This window comes from Pseudoalteromonas sp. SG45-1 (assembly GCF_014164135.1).
Taxonomy (GTDB): Bacteria; Pseudomonadota; Gammaproteobacteria; order Enterobacterales; family Alteromonadaceae; genus Pseudoalteromonas; species Pseudoalteromonas distincta.
On the sequence record NZ_JACJEP010000004.1, the window covers coordinates 18206 to 38841 of the forward strand.

Consider the following 20636-nt stretch of genomic DNA (forward strand, 5'->3'; position numbering starts at 1 on the left):
ATGAATGTATTTAACGCGTTTAAAACAGCTCTTGTATGCTTATCTGCTTTGTTGCTCATAAGCTGTTCGGCACCAAATGTAGAGCATTATAAAAATACATCGCCAAACTTTGACTTTAAAACATTTTTTAGTGGAAATTTGAAAGCCTACGGTGTTGTACAAGACTTTAAGGGTGAATTGACCCGCAAGCTTGTCGTAGATATGAATGCGAGCTGGGATGGTAACCAGGGCGTTATTGAAGAAGACTTTGTTTATGACGATGGCGAAACTCAAAAGCGTATTTGGAAAATAACGTTAAACGAAGACAATAGTTTAACGGGTGTGGCAGATGATGTTATAGGTACTGCAAAAGGTAGAAGTGATGGCAGCGTATTTCATTGGAATTACGATGTAGAGCTTCCATACGATGGCAGCACTTTAAAAGTGAATTTTGATGATTGGATGTACCTGGTTACACAATCGCGCTTGATAAACCGCACATCTATTGTTAAGTTTGGAGTCGAGGTCGGGGAAGTGACCTTAGTGATCGAAAAAATATAGCTTATTTACCCAGTTGCTTAACTTGCGCCAAAATTGTACTCAAATTAAGTCTTTGTTAACCCAACACGCTGTATTTTACAGAGAATTATTTAAATTTTACTCATTTTTTAAGAATTTAAGCAAAAAATGCAATTTGCTGTTGCTAACTCTTTAAAAATGCATAAAGATAGGTTTTGCGAAGGCAAAATAATAACGAATAGGAATCTAACAATGAATAAAGCTCAATTAGTTGAAAAAATTGCTACTGATGCAGAAATCTCTAAAGCCGCTGCTACTCGTGCTCTTGACGCGTTTACAGGTGCTGTAACTTCTTCTTTAAAAGAAGGTGATTCAGTAGCATTAGTTGGTTTTGGTACTTTCTCAGTAAAAGAACGTGCAGCTCGCACTGGCCGTAACCCACAAACGGGTGCTGAGATCCAAATCGCAGCGGCAACTATCCCAAGCTTTAAAGCAGGTAAAGGTCTTAAAGACCAAGTAAACCCTTAATAGGTTTAACGAATTAAATTAAAAAAAGAGCTAATTAGCTCTTTTTTTTTATGTTTAATAAAGACATCAATTGATGCCTTTATATTTTAAATTTATGCTTTTAAGGCTTTATCGCCTCGACCAATGCCAACAGCGCCAGAACGTACAACTTCAATAATATCGGTTTCATGACGAAGAGTGTCTAAAAATGACTCTATTTTGTCTGTACTGCTCACTAGTTGTAGACTATAGCTTTGTCGGCCCATATCTAAAATAGCACCTTGGAACACATCAACTACTCGCGTAACCGCTGCACGAGTCGTCTCGTCTTGAGCAAATACCTTAACAAGCAATAGCTCACGTTCAATGTGACTCATTTCTGTTAAATCGATAATTTTAAGCACGTCGACTAATTTGTTAACCTGCTTTGTAATTTGCTCTACAACTCTGTCATCACCCATAGTGGTAATGGTAATACGTGATAGTGATTGATCGTCAGTTGTGCCAACAGTTAGGCTGTCGATGTTATATGCACGTTGTGAAAAAAGCCCAACAATACGTGATAGGGCACCTGGTTCGTTTTCTAATAAAATAGATAAAATACGACGCATTATGCTTTTACTCCTTTACGTAACCACATCTCATCAATGCCGCCTAACTTAATTTGCATTGGGTATACATGTTCTTTTTCATCAACGTTTATATCTAAAAAGACTAATCGGTCGTTAATTGACATTGCTTTATCGATAGCAGGTTGTAACTCATCTAGTGTGTTTACTTGTATGCCTACATGGCCGTAGCTTTCAACTAACTTAACAAAATCAGGTAGTGAATCCATGTAAGATGATGAATGACGTCCACCGTAAACCATGTCTTGCCATTGGCGTACCATACCTAAAGAGCGGTTATTAAGTGATACAACTTTTACCGCTAGGTTGTACTGTAAACAGGTTGATAGTTCTTGAATATTCATTTGAATAGAGCCATCACCCGTAATACACACAGACTCTTTATCAGGAAAGGCTAGCTTTACGCCCATTGCAGCAGGTAAACCAAAGCCCATGGTGCCTAAGCCGCCTGAGTTGATCCATTGACGAGGATGCTTAAATGGATAATATTGCGCTGCAAACATTTGATGCTGACCAACGTCAGAACTTACGTAAGCGTCGCCATTAGTAGCTTTATAAACCGCTTCAATTACAGCTTGTGGCTTAATTTTGTCGCCATCAGTGTTGTAGCTTAAGCACTTTTGTTCGCGCCAGCTGATAATTTGTCGCCACCAATCTTCTTGCGCGCTGCGGTCTATTTTAATTGGGCTTTTATCAATACCCGCTTGTAGTTGTTCAAGTACGGTTGCTAAACAACCTACAACTGGTATGTGTGCTTTAATTGTTTTAGAAATTGAAGTTGGGTCAACATCAACATGAACAATTGTGGCATTAGGGCAAAACTTTTGAACATTATTAGTTACCCTGTCATCAAATCGGGCACCAAGCGCTAAAATCACATCGGCGTTAGCCATTGCTTTGTTTGCCTCAAGCGTGCCGTGCATGCCTAACATACCTACAAAGTTTGGATGCACACCTGAAATACCACCCAATCCCATTAGTGTATTTGTAATGGGGGCATTTAATGATTCAACTAAATGCGTTAATTGCTCTGATGTATTTGAAATAACAATACCACCACCAGAGTAGATAACCAGTTTTTTGGCCTCTAAAATAGCTGTTACGGCTTTGCGAATTTGTTTTGAGTGCCCTTTAGTATTAGGGCTGTACGTTCTCAGCTCGGTGGTTTTAGGAAATTCGTATTCAAACTTAATAGCAGGGTTAAGCATATCTTTTGGAAGCTCAACAACGACAGGACCTGGGCGGCCAGTGCTAGCAATATAAAAAGCTTTAGCTAAGATTGTAGGGATGTCTTTAGCACTTCTACAGTTAAAACTGTGTTTAACTACAGGGCGAGAACAACCCACAATATCGGTTTCTTGGAATGCGTCGTCGCCAATCAAATTTGTAGGCACTTGGCCTGATAACACAACCATAGGAATTGAATCCATGTAGGCCGTTGCAATACCTGTAATACAGTTTGTAGCGCCAGGGCCTGAGGTTGCAAGTACAACACCAACGTCTCCAGTAGCGCGGGCATAGCCGTCAGCCATATGTGTTGCAGCTTGTTCGTGACGTACTAATATATGTTCAATGTCATCTTGCTGAAAAAGTGCATCATATAAGTCTAAAACCGAACCACCGGGATAGCCAAATATGTATTTTACCTTTAACTCTTTTAATGCCTGAACTACTAGTTCAGAACCATTATATTCTTGTTTGCTCATCCTCATTCCTCTGTGCGCTTTTTTATGCATAAAAAAACCCCCGCGTAGTGCGAGGGTTTTTAAAAAGCAGTATCACCTTTTAATACATCCCCGCTGGGCTTATAACTAAGACCAGTACGAGTACGACTAAAAGATTAATGTGTGTGTTCATAGTTTTTACTCTACTTAGCAAAACACTGCTTTTAAATTAAAGATTTTGTATAGGTTTATTTTTAAGGGTTTTAAGCCTTCATGTCAACCTTGAAAGCTGTTTTTTGCATTTTAAATTCGTTTTGTGGCTTTTTTTTAATTTAAACCTGCAGAAAGCCTATGTTTAATTGAGTTTACTGGCAGAAATTATGCATTTTAGGTTGTAAGTTCGATTTTAGATATAAAAGAGTGTGAAAGACCATTAGCTTTAATTGCATATGTTAACTATATGTTTTTATCGCATGTTTAAATTTCTATTATTAGGTATGATTGCTACATAATTATGTTTGAGGAAAACACAGTGAAAAAAGTGACGTTAATTGCGCTTTTAACTACGCTATTAAGCCCTATGGTGGCGGCTAATAACTTAAGTCCGCATGATGTTGGTATAACTAACGAAGAGCGTATTTCATATTGGCTTAAAAAAAGAGACCAAATATCTTCAAGTGAGTTAGATAGTTCATTTAAGTCATATATGAGTAACAAAGACGTTGCCAATCACTCAATTAAAAATGGCTTTAGGCAATTTAAATCCTCTTCCAACTTTTTTTCAAACACAAATAAACAACAGGTCGCTTTTTCAACGTCGCTAGTGCCAGATCAAAGCGTTAATGATGTAAAAGTGTTAGGTATCTTAATTGATTTTCCTGATCTTAAACATGACGACAATCAACTTGTAGAGCAAGACACCGACATGTTTTACGCTGATTATTCAACTGAGCACTATCAGCAAATGCTTTTTAATACTCAAGGTTATACAGGCCCTGATGGACAAAGCTTAAAAACGGCTGCTGATTATTATAAAGCGGCTTCGGGGAACAGCTTAAACTTTAGCGGGCAGGTATATGGCTGGGTAACCGCTAATAGTAATGCAAAAATATATGGTGAGCGCCAAGGCACTACACGGGATATAAATGCACCTGCTTTAATTAAAGAGGCTGTGGAGAAGGCGGTTGCAAAGTTTAATATTAATTTAGCGGATTACGATTTAACTGATTTAGATGATATTGATGGCGACGGTATCCTTAATGAACCTAATGGCATTATTGACCATGTAATGATTTTTCATTCAAGTATTGGCGAAGAAGCGGGTGGCGGTTACCTAAGCACCGATGCTATTTGGTCGCACCGCTACTATGTATTTGATGAAAATAGTGGGCCGAGCGAAATTGCAGGCAGCAACATTAAGCTCTTTGGTTATACCATTAACCCTATTGATGCCGGGATTGGTGTGGTTGTGCATGAGTTTGGGCATGATTTAGGATTATTAGATGAATACGACTTACAATCTAACACGGTAGGTGAGCCTGTCGCGTCTTGGTCAGTTATGTCGACAGGAAGTTGGGCTGGTTCGCCAAGAGGCTCAGAGCCAGTTATGTTTAGCCCTTATGCGCTTGAATATTTACAAAAGCGGTACCAGGGTAACTGGGTTAACCAGCTTACGCTTGATATGGATGAGATAGAGGCTAACTCACAGCAAACATTAATTAATACTGCGAGTACTTCACAACAGCAAAATCAAATAAAAATAGCACTACCACCAAGGCTCGAAAAATTTAGGGCTCCAGTAGAAGGTGATTTTCAATACTATTCAAATACGGGCGACAATATTAGCAACAGCTTAGCTAATACAATAGCGCTACCAAGCACAACTGAGACACTTACTTTAAGCTTTATTGCTTATTACAGTATTGAGCGCGATTACGATTTAGTTCAAGTAAAAGTAGATGGCGAGCCAATCGCGAGTAATTATACGCAAGCGCTTAATCCATACTACGGTGATATTGGTCCGTATATCTCAGGTGATTCATTTCTTAATAGTGATGCTAAGCAACCTAACGGCTATTTGACCCATAAGTTTGATTTATCAGCTTATTCTGGGCAAACAATTGATTTAAAAATTGAATACATAACAGATGCGAACACACATTATTATGGTTTTGTTGTTGATGATATGCGCATTGAGCAAAGTGATACTTTAATTTGGCAAAATAATGCACAAGATCAAGTTAACACTGAGTTTAATGGCTTTGAAAAAGTAGGTAGTTACACATATGCATCGCCATCTCATTACTATCTACAACTGCGTTCATACACAGGCGTTGACAGTAGTTTGCAAGCACAGCAGTACTCACCAGGCTTATTATTGTGGTACAGCAATGAATCTCAAGCAGATAATAACACTACCGAGCATCCAGGCAGTGGTTTTGCATTAGTGGTAGATGCTGATCAGCGCTCGATAAATAAAGGCAGTACGCAAACTCCGGCTGCTTCAGCAATTCAAATTCGTGATGCTGCTTTTAGCCTATATCAACAAAGGGCAGGGTTAGGTGATGATGATTTATCAGCTATCACCGGGTTTACTGATAAAACCGATTATAGCTTTGCAGCGCAAAAACCATCGGGTGTTGTGCTTCCACAGGTTGGTTTTGGCTTTAATATTATAAGCCAGTCAGCAGACAGTGAAGATATAGAAGTAGAGCTTACTTACGATGTTACTAAGGGAATTAATTTTACTAAAAACGGTTTAACCGTTAATTTTAGTGTAGAAGGTTTTGCACTTACTCCTGCGGACAAATTTACGTGGAGTTTTGACGATGGAAGCTCCAGCACAGAGTTAACGCCTACTTATGAATACCAAGACTATGGCACTTATAACGTTGAGTTTATGGCAGATAATGGTACTTCACAGCAAGTCGCTGTAGCACAAGTTACATTAGTTGAACCATTAACTGTAAATGAAATTGAATATGTAATAAACCAAGGAGCTTTAACAGCTGAGGCATCGCTTACAGGTGGAATCGCACCGTATACTTATAATTGGCAGCTAGGAGATGGAAGTACTTTAGCGACTCAATCGCTTACGTATAATTATTTGTACTCTGGCGATTACCAAGTAACGCTTACAGTGACAGATGACGAAGGCACTGAACAATCAAAAGCGATTGATGTAACTGCTAATGTTCCGCTTAGCATAAACGCAAACGCTACAGTTAGTGATTTAAGCGCACAATTTAATGCCCAAGTAACCGGCGGCTTTAATAGTTACACTTACAGTTGGGATTTTGGTGATGGCAGTGCGTTATCAAATTTACAAAACCCAAGGCATACTTATCAAGCTGACGGGACTTATAACGTAACGTTGAATGTTACTGATACTCAAACCAATGATACTTTTACTCAAGAGTTATCTGCTACTGTACAAAAACAACAAAGTAGTTCGGGTTCAAGTGGCGGATCACTGGCGGGTTTATTAGGATTACTACTTTTGGGCTTAATTAGGTTTAATACTAACCTGCATAAATACACTAGGTAGTAAACGTAGTTAGCAAACACAAAAAAGCCCGCTAAATTAGCGGGCTATTTAAATTAATAACAATATTAATTATAAACGGTCAATTACTGATTGAGTGAAATCAGTTGTACCGTGGCTGCCACCTAAATCGCGAGTTGTACGGTCGCCTGATTTAATTACATCAGCAACAGCACTACGAATACGCTCTGCAGTATCGCCCATATTTAAATGCTCAAGCATTTGAATAGACGCTAAAATTACAGATGTTGGGTTAGCTAAGTTTTTGCCAGCAATATCTGGTGCACTACCGTGTACAGCTTCAAAAATTGCTGCGTCTTCACCAATGTTAGCACCAGGTGCCATACCTAAACCGCCAACTAAACCAGCACAAAGGTCAGATAAAATATCACCAAATAAGTTAGTCGTAACAATTACGTCAAACTCTTCAGGTGTCATTACCAGCTTCATACATGTTGCATCAACAATCATTTCATTTGATTCAATTTGTGGGTAACGCTCAGCTACTTCACGTGCTACTTTTAAAAACAAACCAGATGTTGATTTTAAAATGTTAGCTTTATGAACTGCAGTTACTTTTTTACGACCTTCGCGTACCGCTAGCTCGTATGCAAAAGTTACGATTTTTTCTGCGCCTTCACGCGTAATTATCGACTTTGCTTGTGCTTCATTACCGTCTTCACTTACTACTTGGCCAGCACCTGAGTACATACCTTGAGTGTTTTCACGAATAGTGATGATATCAATATCGTCGTAACGCGCTTTAGTACCAACAAATGATTTAACTGGACGTACGTTAGCGTATAAACCAAATTGCTTACGAAGTGTTACGTTAATAGATGTAAAACCTTCACCTACAGGCGTAGTTAATGGGCCTTTAAGAGTGATTTTGTTTTTAGCAATTGTATCAACTGTTTCTTGCGGTAATAACTCACCTGTTTTTTCAAGTGCAGCTAGGCCAGCATCAACAAATTCATAATCAAAGTCGCAACCTGCGGCTTTTAATATTTCAAGTGCTGAGTCGATAATGCTCGGACCGATGCCGTCGCCTTTGATCACTGTGATGGTTTGTTTGGCCATTGACTTTTCCTTTAAAGAGTTTGATTTGCACATAAATTATTACTCTGAGAGAGTAACCGCTTGTTAGAACATTTATGTGAACGTGCTTGAAAATTTAAGGGCGCATTTATACCAATTTATCACCCATTTTGCTAGTTTATACAAAAAATACTGGGTATACACGAAAGTTATAATGGGTATAAAGACATAAAATAGCTTCTAATAAACTAAATACTATTAAACAACTCAAGAGATTCTAATTGTTGATAAAAATCAGCTTGGTTATGCCACTTGAGTATTTTTAGCTGTTCGTTTAACGTTTGCTGCTGCCACGGAGTTAGCGAAAGTTCTGGTTTAAACACGTTTTGAGCAACAATCTTAAGTGTAATCCAAAGTTTATGGGCCTCAGTTAAGTGCTTTCTAGGTGTTTGCTCTGCCTCTAAGAGTGCTGCAGTCCATGGGTTATCACTCAATAAATGAGTAAGCTGTTGTGTTAGTTGTTCGGTGTTAATTGCATTTACTCCAAAAAATGAGCAAATAGGGGCACTCAATGTTTTATTTGGTGTGTCGTCAATCAGCGTTTTACGAGAAAGCTGTGTACTGCATTGCGTTAATAAAAAATGAGCGTAAGCGTATAAAGGTAAAGTGATGTGCTCAAACTGGTCGTGATCATTTTTACTAACCAATAAAGCCATTATTTTTACTAATCCATTTAATCTGTTAGTCACGTAGGCTTGCAATGGATGTGGGGTAACATTAACTAATTGTTCAAAAACAACCCGTTGAATTATTGCAGGTGCATTATAATAGCCGACCATAGATAAACTATGTTTTAAGTCTTTTGCGGGCTGATGTTCTTTATTATATGGTTTTACTGCCTCGCATAAATTAGCAATTACGAGAGGGTGAGGCGCCATCAGCAGGCTTAATCCTTTATAGCTGTATTCGTGCTGTAACTTAATATTACTTATTAGCTCAAGTAAAGATTGTGCCTTATCAACCTCAAGCTCACTTTGTAGTTTTACATGTTCACTGTTAAATACTTTAAAGCTAATGGTTTTATCAGTGCAATGCCATTGTTTTGGATTATCGTTAAGCGTTGCTTTTACTCTGTACCAGGTTAATTTATTTGGATTTGCTGTACTAATTAAAACATGCCGTTGTTGTGCATCAGTTGCTAAATAAATCATGGTTTGCTCAGCGTATAAAACGCGGCTTCCCGGTAATAATGGCCCTAAATGCGCTATTAGTGATTTAATTAATTGCAGTGCGAACAAGTTAGGTGTGCGAATGTACAAATCGGTAAGTGCTTTATATAAGCTAATATGTTTATTAGCCGTGTTGCTCGTAATGTTCATGCTAATAATATTTGCTAGAGCAATCAGCGTTATGCCCCCATCGTAAAGCATTATTTTAGGAGCACTTACCAATGCTTGTTTATACTTATTTAATTTAGCTAGTAACTGCGTAACAGGTTTTGCTGAATCGCCACTAGCTAACATTACTTTTGCTGCTAACTGATGACGCATTTTCCAAATTTTTTTATCAGAATCTTGAAAAGGTGTTTGCTCGCAAAGCTTGTTTAATTGCGCTCCAACACATAAATGTTCAATGAGTGTAGCGGCTATGTATAGCTCACTTAAGGCACTATTATAATTTTGAGATTTACACAGGGCAGCAGTTATGACGCTCTGACTAACAACTAAATTTGTTGCATAAGAATAACTTGGATTATAAAGCGTTAATCGGGATTGTAATGCGAATGGCTGTTTGCTGTAGAGCACTCTATATTGCTCAGCTAGCTTACTTGCCATTGGATATAGAGCTGTCCATTTTTGTTTATTGTTATAATAACTTAAAAACAGCTGCGTATTATTAAGCAGCTGCTCTAAGGTAGTTGAAACAGCTTCATCCATTAAACCTTCACCTAATTTTGTTCTTGGTATTTATTGTATGCACTCGGGCCCCATAAAAACAGCTGCCCATTTTTAAATAATAGGCCAGTACATTCATCCATAGTGGTAATACCGTCAGATGTTTTATGTTGTGTACGATAAAAAACTATCTGAAATACTTGTTCACCATCTCGTTTGGCATAAGTAAGATCGGGGCTGCCTAAGTAATCAAGAACACTATTTAGTGTTGTTGGCTGCTCAAGTGATAGTTTTTCGATGTAACGTTTATTGAAAGCCTCTCGGTCTTGCCAAATCATAGCTTGAGGATCGTCTTTATAAAAGGTAATCACCAATGCAGCTATCAGTGCATATAGCCCTAAACCTAAAATTAAATATCGGATAAATTTTTTCAATATGGCTTACTCTGACTCCGGTAACTAATATCAGTATACGTTTTGTAATGTTTAGAGGCTATTAACTTGCGACTAATTAAGTCTTAACTGCTTTAAACTAAAACCTAAATTTATATCGGTGCGTAAACTAACCAAGTGCTTTGAAATTACGTACATATCCATATTAGCGGCTAACTTTGCTTTAATACTCGGGCTTAGAGACTCATCTTCGGCTGCTTGTTCAATTGAGTTATAGTTATTAACTATTTGCTGCGCAGATTTAGTACCTATTCCTTTAACTCCCGGAATATCATTTGTTTTATCGCCCGCTAATGCCCAAAAATCAACGAGTTTATTTTGCTCAACACCAAAACGCTCTTTTATACTTGTCTCATCTAAATATAGCTTTTTAAAGTAATCGTAAACTGTAATGTAAGGGCCAATATAAGGTAAAAAGCCTTTATCAGTAGAAACAACAGTGCTCGTTATTTGATTATTTGATGCCTTAAAGGCAAGCGTTGCAATAATATCATCAGCTTCATCGTTAATAGGCTCAAATACTACAATACCTGTTTCTTCAATTGCGGCTTTAAAATGCAATAGAGCATCTTTTAATACTTGGGGCATTGGCGCGCGTGAATGTTTGTAGTCTTTATAAAAATGATAACGCCAGCTTTTGTCACCATCGAACACAGCAATGGCATGGGTTGCATTACTCGTATCTAAAAGCTTTTTACAGGCGTGGGCTACACGTGCACAGCACGTTTGTATCATTTGCTCGTCGCTATGATGTTTTTGATTCGCGTCAACGGCGTAAATGCGCCTAATTAAATTAAGCGCATCTATAAGAAGTAAATGGGGTTTCAAACTATAAAACTCATGCTTTTATTTTGTAACATGGAACATATTTACTACCAGGGAGCTTCATGCGACCTTGAAGAACAAATGCCTGTAATAATTTATCCATATTTGTCATAAGGGCAGGTTCGCCACTTAAAATGTATGGACCGTTTTGTTTAATGGCTCTAACGCCTTCGTCTTTTACATTACCAGCAACAATACCAGAGAAAGCTCTACGCAAATTAGCCGCGAGTAGCTGTTTAGGCTGATCAAGGTGTAAATCTAAACTTGCCATATTTTCATGTGTTGGTGCAAAAGGTTGTTGAAAGTCGTTATCTATTTTTAATGTCCAGTTAAAGTAATAAGCATCACCTTCACTTTTACGGTAATCACGAACATTAGCCATCGATGACTTTAGTTTTTGACCGACTAATTCAGGATTATCAATAATTACTTCAAACTTATCCAACGCTTCCTTACCAAGTGTCATTTCAACGAACTCGCATAGCTCTTTAAAGTACGCCTCGCTTTGTTTGGGGCCTGTTAAAATAACAGGTAAACATTGCTTAGTATTATCTGGGTGCAACAATATGCCTAATAAATATAACAACTCTTCAGCAGTACCTGCGCCACCAGGAAAAATGATAATTGCGTGAGCTGTTCTAATAAAAGCTTCAAGGCGTTTTTCAATATCAGGTAAAATAACGAGTTCGTTTACAATAGGATTTGGTGGCTCGGCAGCAATAATGCTTGGCTCTGTTAAACCTAAGTAGCGATTATCGGTGTTACGTTGCTTTGCGTGGCCAATAGTTGCGCCTTTCATTGGGCCTTTCATGGCACCAGGACCACAACCGGTACAAATATTTAATCCACGTAAACCAAGTTCGTAACCTACTTGTTTTGTGTACTTATATTCAACCTCGTTTATTGAATGTCCGCCCCAGCAAACAACCATGTTAGGCTCGCTTTTAACACGCAGTGCACCTGCATTTCTGAGCATATCGAACACCATATGGGTTATGGCTTTTTGCTCTTTTAAATCTTTTTCGTATTTTTGACAAATAAACAAAATATCACGAATAACAGAAAATATATGTTCGTGAATACCGGTAATTATTTCGCCATCAACAAATGCGGTTTCGGGTGGGTTTTCAAGTTCAATTTTAATACCTCGTTCGCGGCTTACTAAACGAATATCAAAATCTTTGTATTTGTTGTATATATCGTTACTGTCGTCGGTATGACTACCTACATTGAGGACTGCAAGTACGCAGTTTCTAAATAATTTATAACGCTCACTAGCAGACGATTGCTCTAATAAATCAACTTCTAATTGCGACAGTAAATCTAAAACCCCAGTTGGGTTTAACTGTATTAACATAGACGTGCTCCTACTACTAAATCGTAAAACTACTTGTCATAAAAGTTATAATAGCTATGACATTATTTACTGGTACAAAGTCTATCTCGCCCTGAATTTTTGGCTTCGTAAAGTGCATCATCAGCTCTATCAAATGCCTTTAATAGGGTATCGCCTTTCTTAAATTGAGTTGCACCTACCGAAATAGTGATCTCAATTTGTTTTTCTCTAAATTTAAAAGGTATATTTTTAATTACCTTTCTTACTTTATCCAGGGGTAATGTTGCGTTTTCTAGCGACACACCTGGCATTAATAGTACAAATTCTTCACCGCCATAACGCGCTATAAAATCAGACTTTCTTACCGATTTTTGCAACGCTTTTGATATAACTTGTAAGGTAATATCACCTGCGGTGTGGCCAAATCTATCATTGATAGATTTAAAGTGGTCAACATCAATAACTGCAAGCGTAACATCTGATGGCTGCACATTAAACAAATGCATTTCGTGATTGTAACGTTCGTCAAATGCAGCCCGGTTAGGCAGTTTTGTAAGCCCATCTAGTAAGCTTTTAAAGCGCTGTTCGTTTAAGCGTTTTTTATACGTTGTTAACTTATCTTCTAAAGTAACAATTCGAGTATTTATTTCATTAAAGCTAGCGCTAAGCATTTCTCTGTCTTTTCGTTCTAACTTTTCTTTTGCTATAAAATCTTCGCTTATTGATTTTAATTCGTTATCTACGAGTTCTTTTAAAGATGAGATTGATGTAGCTTTTTGCGTTTGCTCATTAAGATTTTTTATTTTTAGTTCAATGCTTTTATTAAGTGAGTCAAACTCAACTTCCATAGACTCAGAGTGCTTGCTAGTTGAGACGATAGAGTTATGAAGATCTTCGAGGGTTTGATTTAATGAAACTAAAAAGCTTTGCGCGGATTTACGCTCTTTACTTATATTTTTTACCACTACATCAATAATACTAATTGCAACATCAAGTAATGTATCGATTGAGTCACTTTCTGTAATATTATTTTTTATATTATTAATTTGTAGCGTAGCTTCTTCTTCAAGTATAAGTTCATTTGCGAGCTCAAGTAGTTTTTTTGCACGCGCCTGTTTTACTGGGCGCTGCTGATCAACTTGAGGGTTTTGCTTGGTAAGCAACGCTTCATGATAAAAGCTAATAAGTTGATCAAGTAGCGGAATGTAACCATGAGTTGAATGAACGTTATTAATCTCGTGATCGAGTAAATTTCTTAGAGTCCTACGAGTATCGTCAGGTAAACCTTTGGTTTTTTGTAATTGTTTACCGGCACTTTGCACACTGTTGTATAAATTACGTTGCTGAGCTTGTTGAATCGATTCTTGGTTTTTAAGTAGGATTAAAGTTTCACTAATAAGGGGAGCAAGGTTTTCAAAACTCATGCCTTTATTAAGCGCACTTCTAAATTTGGCGAGGCGATTATCTAACTCGATATCTAGTCCTTTACAGCTCAACGATAGTTTAGCTGTAAAGTCACATAGAACATCTACTTGATGTTTACGAGCGCTCTCAACAGCCATACGCGCATCAATTGCTTGTTTTAGCTTTTTATCTGTTGCGTTAGATCTTTGTGACACCTAAGCATACCGCCATCAAATTAATTTCATTATCTTCAGTTTACAACAAATTTTTATTATGTGTAGTTATCTAGTAAAAAACTTAGAAATTTTAATAAGCTACTACTTATAAACTCGTATATAGGGTCATTTATCGTATTTAATTCACTTTTAAATAGGGGCTTGTTAGTCTTGTAAGCAATTAAGTTTCCACTAAGAGTCTCTATGAAAAAGTTATTAGCCCTTTCAATTTTAGCTGCATGTTCAGCGCCTGTATTTGCCGATGTAAATTATTCTTTAGAAATCTCGCAACCACAGCATCATTTAGGTGATGTAAGTGTTGAGTTTCCAAAAACAGCGCAAGCACACCTTGATATAAAACTTCCTGCGTGGCGCACGGGTCGCTACGAAATGTTAAATCTTGCAAATGGCATTCGCTACTTCAAAGCCAAAGATGAAGATGGCAAAGAACTAAAATGGGAAAAAATAGATCACAGTACATGGCGTGTACATCTTAATGAACCTACAGAAGTAAATGTTGACTACCAGGTGTATGCAAATGAGCTTGGTAAACGTGCTCGCCACATTGACGACAGCCATGCATTTATAGATGCGTCAGGCTTTTTTATGTTTAGTGAATCATTTCGCCAAGAGCCTGTAACCGTTAATTTAGACGTGCCTAAAAAGTGGCGTTCTGTATCGGGTATGAATAATTTAAAAGGCAAAAATTCATTTAAAGCAGCCGATTACGATGTACTTGTTGATTCACCAATCGAAACGGGTATTAACCAACTACACACATTTGAAGTAGAAGGGCGTGAATACGAGTTAGTTATATGGGGCGATGGTAACTACGATGTAGAGCTAATGCTTACCGATCTTAAAAAATTAGTTGCCACGGGTAATGTAATTTGGGATGGCTATCCGTATGAGCGTTATGTATTTATGGTGCATGCAACATCAGGAGCTGGTGGTGCAACAGAGCATTTAAACTCAACAATTATTCAACGACCACGTGACCGATTTGGTAGCCGCGAAGATTACTTAGGTTTTATTAGCACCGCTGCGCATGAGTTTGTTCATACATGGAATGTTAAAGCATATCGCCCTCAAGGTTTAGTGCCATACGATTACACTAATATGAACTATTCAAAACTGCTGTGGATTGCAGAAGGTTCAACAAGTTACTTTGAAGATCATTTATTAGTGCGCTCAGGCATTCAAACAACAGATGAATTTTTTAAAGTAATGAGTAAAACCATTAACCGTCATTTGCAAACACCGGGCCGTGAAGTGCAAAGCGCAAGCGAAACAAGCTTTGATAAATGGATTAATCAAGGTGGCGATCACGCACGTAACTACAGCACCAATATTTATTCAGAAGGTTCGTTACTTTCACTTGCTTTAGATATTGACTTACTAGAAAAAAGCCAAGGTAAAATAAGCTATCGCGACGTGCACAAAGCACTTTATAACAATCATAAAATGCCCGCTGGATTTACAGATACAGATGTACTTAATATCTTAAAAGATTTAACAGGACGTGATTATTCAAGCTGGTGGCAAGAAAATGTAGAGTCGCCTGCAAGTATTAACTTTGACGATTTACTTACTAAAGTAGGTTTAAAGTTTGAGCGTCCTGAAAAAGCAAAAGCACTTGCAAGTATTGATGCTACCGCCAAAAATACAGGTGAATTACTGACGTTAAGTTATGTACGCCGTGGTGGCAGTGCGTGGAAAGCGGGTTTAACTACCGATGATAAAATTGTCGCTATAAACAAACATCACGTAGGTAAAGATTTAAAAACTAGCCTAGAAACGTTTAAGGCAGGCGACAAAGTAACCGTTGACTATCTTCGTCGCGATGCACTTGAAAGCTTAACATTAGTATTATCAGAAGATTTCGATAAGCCTAAAAAAGTAGTTGCTGATAAAGAGGCAACGCCACAGCAAAAAGCACTATTCAAAGCATGGATTGGCGTGGAACATCCAAATGATGTGACAAAAAAATAAATTCAGTTTTTATAGAGTTTAAATACAGTTAACAATTATTAAAAAAGAGCTTCGGCTCTTTTTTTGTTTTGTATAATGGCGTATATAATGTACATGGAAATTTAATATTAAAATTAAATTTAATTATTATTTGGTGTTTTTTATTACTAAATAAAATTACTTATGGATATAGCCTCAAAATGCAATTAGACGACGTTGCTTCAGACTTAACCAACTAATTTGTAATTAACGACTATTTGCACCAGTTATTTGATGCGGTAAATGTAATTTCTGTTCAAGGTTATGACAATGAGCGTCGTGTTATTTATTGGAATGAAGGCAGTGTGCGACTTTACGGATACACCAAAGAAGAGGCCATAGGGCAAAAAATAGAAGACCTTATAATTCCAGAATCAATGTGTGAATTTGTAATTGACGCACACAGTGATTGGGTAGAAAAAGACCTAGAAATTCCAGCATCCGAAATTACCCTAAAAGGTAAAAATGGCGAAAGTGTATCTGTTTTTTATAGCCATGTTATGTTTACAAATCAATATAATACAAAACAAATGTATTGCATTGATATTGACTTATCTGAGGTTAAAAAGGCACAAGCAGATGCATCATTTAATGAGGATATGCTAAAAACTATTTTTGAGGCAATTCCTGACTTATTTTTCTTGATGGAAAATGATGGAACTATTATTGAGTATCATGCCAGTAATGAGACCGATCTCTACACCAAGCCAAAGCAATTTATTGGTAAAAAAATGGGTGATGTACTTCCGCGCGCTGTAGCCAAAAAATTTGAAACCTATATCAGCCTCGTATTAGAAAAAGAGCAGATGATGAGCTTTAAATATGAGCTAGCTTTACCCCATGGGCTCGTTTTTTTTGAAGCAAGAATAAATAAAATAACAGAACATAACATAACCAGTTAATGGTTATTATTCGAGATATTACAGAACAGCATAAATCAGATGAACTAATTAGACATCAAGCGTATTACGATAGTCTAACTTTACTCCCTAATCGTTTTTTAGCACTTGATCGTTTGTCGCAATTGCTTATTGAAGTACAAAGAAATAACGAGAAAGCTGCGGTACTGTTTTTGGACTTAGATGACTTTAAAAAAATAAATGACTCTTTAGGCCATGAAACAGGAGACAAACTTTTAATTGAATCAGCGCAAAGGCTACAAGAGGCACTGCGAAAAGACGATACGTTAGGGCGCCTAGGTGGAGATGAGTTTATCGTATTACTACGAGGTATAACTGATCACCATGCAGCGCTAAAAATCACTGAAAAATTGGTCAATAACTTTAGAGCCCCTTTTAAAATTGAGGGCCGAGAACACATACTAACAGCGAGTATTGGTGTAGCCATATACCCAGAAAATGGTACAACTGTTGCTGATTTATTACGAAATGCTGACACTGCAATGTATCAAGCAAAATCATATGGTCGTAATACTTATTCATTTTTTACTAAAAAATGAACGTAATTATTCAGCGCCGACTAGTAATAGAAGAGCAGATGCGTGCCGCCCTTGAGCGTAATGAATTCGAGTTATTTTACCAGCCCCAATTTGACGCCAAAAATAAACACATCATTGGTGCAGAAGCGTTATTACGCTGGCATAACCCTGTGCTAGGTAATGTAACACCCGATGAGTTTATACCTATTGCCGAAAATACAGGATTAATTGTACCTATTGGCAAGTTTGTAATTAGCCAAGCATTACACTTTTTAAACACATGGCAAAGTACCTGTAAACGCCAACAAAAATATACAATGGCTGTTAACTTATCTCCTCGCCAATTTAGAGACGTAGGGCTGCTCAGTTTTATTCAAAACTCATTGAGTGAAGCAAACGTAAATCCCGAAAGTTTAGAGCTTGAAATAACTGAGGGAGTGCTGATGAGTTGCCACACTAATGTTGTCGATATATTGACTGAAATAACAGCATTAGGCATTAACTTATCAATGGATGACTTTGGTACAGGTTATTCATCATTAAGTTATTTGAGGGAGAATCCGTTTAATGTACTTAAAATAGATAGAAGTTTTATTGACGGTATTGTACTAAACAATGAAGATTGTAATCTCGTAAAGGCAATTATTGCCATGTCGCACAGTTTAGGGCTGACAGTGGTAGCCGAAGGCGTAGAAACAAAAGAGCAGCTTACTTTATTGAACGAATTAGGCTGTGATTTTATTCAAGGTTTTTACTTTAGTAAACCCATACCAGCAAAACAGTTTCTTGATTTTTCGATGAATTTTGATAAAAAGTAAGATTAAACACTCGATTGTAACAATTCATTGCACGGCTATTGACCTCATTAGCTACTGACGAGTAACCTGTTATAGAAACAAATAAAAAGGATTCTATAATGCGTTTAAAACCTCTTGTAGCTACATTAGCAGCCACATTTTCTTTATCACTTTCAAGTAGTGCCATAGCCGACGAAGGCATGTGGCAACCACACCAACTTCCAGAGTTAGAATCAATTTTAAAAGCCAAAGGGCTTGAAATTGATGTTGAATCTATTTCTAAATTAACCGAATTCCCAATGAATGCGGTAATTAGCCTAGGTGGCTGTACAGCATCGTTTGTATCGCCTAAGGGTTTAGTTGTGTCAAACCATCACTGTGTTTATGGCTCGGTGCAATACAATTCAACACCTGAAAACAACATATTAGAAAATGGCTTTTTAGCTAAAAGCCCTGTTGAGGACTTACCAGCAGCGCCGGGTTCACGCGTATACGTCACAGAAACAGTTACTAATGTGACTGACAAAGTTAGTAAAGGTATTGAAGAGCTAAGCGGTAAAGCACGCTACGACGCAATAGTAAAAAACGAAAAAGCGCTAGTAGCCCAGTGTGAAGCCGACGAAAGCTACCGTTGTAACGTGTATTCGTTTCATGGTGGTTTAGAGTTTTACCTAATTAAGTCACTTGAAATTAAAGACGTACGTTTATCTTACGCACCAGCTATGGGCGTAGGTAAATACGGTGGCGATATAGATAACTGGATGTGGCCGCGCCACACAGGCGACTTTGGTTTTTACCGCGCTTATGTAGGCAAAGATGGAAAACCAGCTGAGTACAGCGAAGACAACGTACCTTACGTACCAGACTCTTACCTAAAAGTAAGTGCCAAAGGCGTGCAAGAAGGCGACTTTGTAATGGTTACAGGCTACCCAGGGCGTACTAACCGCTACCGTATAGCAACAGAGGTAGATAACGTATTTAACGACAGCTACCCTAAAGCACGCGTTCATAACTCAAAATACGTGTCGCTTATTGAAGAAAACTCAGAAGACGGCAGTAAAGCGCGTATTGCTTACGAAAGCACCATTGCAGGTTATAACAACTATATTAAAAACTATGGTTCGATGATCGAAAGCTTCAAAAAAGGCACTATGCTTGAGCGCAAAAAACAGTTTGAGAAAGAGTTAACACAATGGATCAATAGCGATAGTGAGCGTAAAGAGCAATACGGAAGCGTATTAGGTGAGCTATCTGAGCTAATTGCACAATCACAAGAGCACAGTGAACGCGACCGTATGTTAGGTTATGTACATCGCTCACAAATGATCAGCACAGCACGACGTTTATACCGCCTAGCTTACGAAAAACAAAAGCCAAATAGCGAACGTGAATCTGGTTATCAAGAACGTGACTTACCTCGCATTAAAGCAGGGCTTGAGCGCATGACGCGCCGTTATGATAGCAAAGTAGACAAAGCTATTTTACTGCACTTTTTAGAGCTGTATGCAGCACTTCCAAAAGAAGAGCGTTTTAGCGAGGTTGATAACGTATTTAAAGTACAAAATGGGTTTGATAAAGCAACCCAAAGCGCGTTACTTGATAGCATGTATGAACAGTCAAGACTTGATAATGCCACTGTTCGCAATTCATTATTTGAACAATCGTTTAGCCAGCTAAATCAAAGCCAAGACCCATTTGTGCAGTACGCTAAAGCAATCTTTAAAGTAATGAAAGCAGAGGAAGATAAATCAAAAGCACTTGCAGGTAAATTACAAGCAGCTCGCCCAAAGCTAATGAGCGCAATAATTGCGTTTAACAAAGCTAAAAACAAACCTGTATACGCCGATGCCAACAGCACATTACGAGTAACCTATGGCACCGTAGGCGGCTACTCACCTCAAGATGGCTTGGTAGCAACACCTTTTACCTCGCTTGAAGGGTTACTGGCTAAAAACACCGATGTTGACCCATTTAATGCACCTAAAAAGTTACAAGAGCAAATTAAAGCCAAGCTTTACGGTGATTACACGGGCGGCATGAATACAGTACCCGTTAACTTCTTATCAAATGTAGACACTACCGGTGGTAACTCAGGTTCGCCAACACTTAACGGCAAAGCAGAGCTTGTTGGTTTACTGTTTGACGGTGTTTACGAAAGTATTATTGGTGACTGGGATTACAACCCTGAGCTTAATCGCTCAATCCACGTTGATTCACGCTACATGCTGTGGGTAATGGATAAAGTAGATAATGCACAAAACTTATTAGACGAAATGACAATCGTAAAATAAGTAATTAGTGAGATAAGAGAAGGGCGCTTACCGTAAAGGAAGCGCCTTTTTTGTTAATCATAATGGGTTACGGTTTGTATACGTCAGTAGCAT

General features: G+C 37.9%; 13 protein-coding genes and 1 pseudogene. 6 read left to right on the top strand and 8 right to left on the bottom strand.

All coding sequences use genetic code 11. The annotated features are described in order from the left end of the window. Together H5117_RS05040 and H5117_RS05045 are read left to right on the top strand one after the other, a co-directional pair. Complete coding sequence (locus H5117_RS05040; protein ID WP_165724279.1) at positions 1–540, top strand: DUF3833 domain-containing protein; 540 nt, start codon at positions 1–3, stop codon at positions 538–540. A 210-nt stretch (positions 541–750) separates the two neighbouring features. Continuing rightward, the gene (locus H5117_RS05045) at positions 751–1026 is read left to right on the top strand and encodes an HU family DNA-binding protein (protein ID WP_002962474.1); all 276 of its coding nucleotides are present in this window, start codon (positions 751–753) and stop codon (positions 1024–1026) included. Between the two features lie 92 nt (positions 1027–1118). Here H5117_RS05045 and ilvN read toward each other — a convergent pair whose 3' ends face one another. Continuing rightward, positions 1119–1616 carry an acetolactate synthase small subunit gene (gene ilvN, locus H5117_RS05050; RefSeq protein ID WP_002960314.1) on the bottom strand — a complete coding sequence of 166 codons (498 nt, stop codon included), beginning with the start codon at positions 1614–1616 and terminating at the stop codon, positions 1119–1121. Next, positions 1616–3340: an acetolactate synthase 3 large subunit gene (locus tag H5117_RS05055; protein WP_024596926.1), complete on the bottom strand. Its 1725-nt coding sequence runs from the start codon at positions 3338–3340 to the stop codon at positions 1616–1618. Before H5117_RS05055 ends, ilvN begins: the two co-directional genes overlap by 1 nt. A 490-nt stretch (positions 3341–3830) precedes the next feature. Here H5117_RS05055 and H5117_RS05060 point away from each other — a divergent pair, with 490 nt between their 5' ends. Further along, on the top strand, positions 3831–6845 hold the full coding sequence (locus H5117_RS05060) for an immune inhibitor A domain-containing protein (RefSeq protein ID WP_182736410.1): 3015 nt from the start codon (positions 3831–3833) through the stop codon (positions 6843–6845). Positions 6846–6914: 69 nt separating this feature from the next. Here H5117_RS05060 and H5117_RS05065 read toward each other — a convergent pair whose 3' ends face one another. The 6 genes from H5117_RS05065 to H5117_RS05090 all read right to left on the bottom strand — a co-directional run bounded on the left by H5117_RS05065 (position 6915) and on the right by H5117_RS05090 (position 14007). After that, positions 6915–7922, bottom strand: coding sequence for an isocitrate dehydrogenase (locus H5117_RS05065; protein WP_002960311.1), 1008 nt, complete (start codon positions 7920–7922; stop codon positions 6915–6917). Between the two features lie 206 nt (positions 7923–8128). Beyond that, positions 8129–9817: a hypothetical protein gene (locus H5117_RS05070; protein ID WP_182736412.1), complete on the bottom strand. Its 1689-nt coding sequence runs from the start codon at positions 9815–9817 to the stop codon at positions 8129–8131. A gap of 11 nt (positions 9818–9828) precedes the next feature. Continuing rightward, the gene (locus tag H5117_RS05075) at positions 9829–10212 is read right to left on the bottom strand and encodes a DUF3192 domain-containing protein (protein ID WP_024596929.1); all 384 of its coding nucleotides are present in this window, start codon (positions 10210–10212) and stop codon (positions 9829–9831) included. Positions 10213–10281: 69 nt separating this feature from the next. Continuing rightward, positions 10282–11055, bottom strand: a complete 774-nt coding sequence (xni, locus tag H5117_RS05080; protein WP_024596930.1) for a flap endonuclease Xni — start codon at positions 11053–11055, stop codon at positions 10282–10284. Between the two features lie 10 nt (positions 11056–11065). Further along, a complete protein-coding gene (ppnN, locus tag H5117_RS05085) occupies positions 11066–12409 on the bottom strand; it encodes a nucleotide 5'-monophosphate nucleosidase PpnN (protein ID WP_024596931.1) in 1344 nt (447 codons plus the stop codon). Positions 12410–12471: 62 nt separating this feature from the next. Continuing rightward, positions 12472–14007 carry a GGDEF domain-containing protein gene (locus H5117_RS05090; protein WP_182712414.1) on the bottom strand — a complete coding sequence of 512 codons (1536 nt, stop codon included), beginning with the start codon at positions 14005–14007 and terminating at the stop codon, positions 12472–12474. Between the two features lie 204 nt (positions 14008–14211). Between H5117_RS05090 and H5117_RS05095 the strand changes: the two genes are divergently transcribed. The 3 genes and pseudogenes from H5117_RS05095 (at position 14212) to H5117_RS05105 (ending at position 20543) form a co-directional block, all read left to right on the top strand. Next, on the top strand, positions 14212–15999 hold the full coding sequence (locus H5117_RS05095; protein ID WP_182736414.1) for a M61 family metallopeptidase: 1788 nt from the start codon (positions 14212–14214) through the stop codon (positions 15997–15999). Positions 16000–16223: 224 nt separating this feature from the next. Beyond that, positions 16224–18273 (top strand): annotated as a pseudogene (locus H5117_RS05100) (EAL domain-containing protein). Between the two features lie 98 nt (positions 18274–18371). Continuing rightward, positions 18372–20543: a S46 family peptidase gene (locus H5117_RS05105; protein WP_182736417.1), complete on the top strand. Its 2172-nt coding sequence runs from the start codon at positions 18372–18374 to the stop codon at positions 20541–20543. Positions 20544–20636 lie beyond the last annotated feature (93 nt).

What these genes read in the sequence shown, in the direction of transcription:
- H5117_RS05040 (WP_165724279.1), top strand. Translation starts at nt 1, where the DNA reads ATGAATGTATTTAACGCGTTTAAAACAGCTCTTGTATGCTTATCTGCT.
- H5117_RS05045 (WP_002962474.1), top strand. Translation starts at nt 751, where the DNA reads ATGAATAAAGCTCAATTAGTTGAAAAAATTGCTACTGATGCAGAAATC.
- ilvN (WP_002960314.1), bottom strand. Translation starts at nt 1,616, where the DNA reads ATGCGTCGTATTTTATCTATTTTATTAGAAAACGAACCAGGTGCCCTA.
- H5117_RS05055 (WP_024596926.1), bottom strand. Translation starts at nt 3,340, where the DNA reads ATGAGCAAACAAGAATATAATGGTTCTGAACTAGTAGTTCAGGCATTA.
- H5117_RS05065 (WP_002960311.1), bottom strand. Translation starts at nt 7,922, where the DNA reads ATGGCCAAACAAACCATCACAGTGATCAAAGGCGACGGCATCGGTCCG.
- H5117_RS05070 (WP_182736412.1), bottom strand. Translation starts at nt 9,817, where the DNA reads ATGGATGAAGCTGTTTCAACTACCTTAGAGCAGCTGCTTAATAATACG.
- ppnN (WP_024596931.1), bottom strand. Translation starts at nt 12,409, where the DNA reads ATGTTAATACAGTTAAACCCAACTGGGGTTTTAGATTTACTGTCGCAA.
- H5117_RS05095 (WP_182736414.1), top strand. Translation starts at nt 14,212, where the DNA reads ATGAAAAAGTTATTAGCCCTTTCAATTTTAGCTGCATGTTCAGCGCCT.
- H5117_RS05105 (WP_182736417.1), top strand. Translation starts at nt 18,372, where the DNA reads ATGCGTTTAAAACCTCTTGTAGCTACATTAGCAGCCACATTTTCTTTA.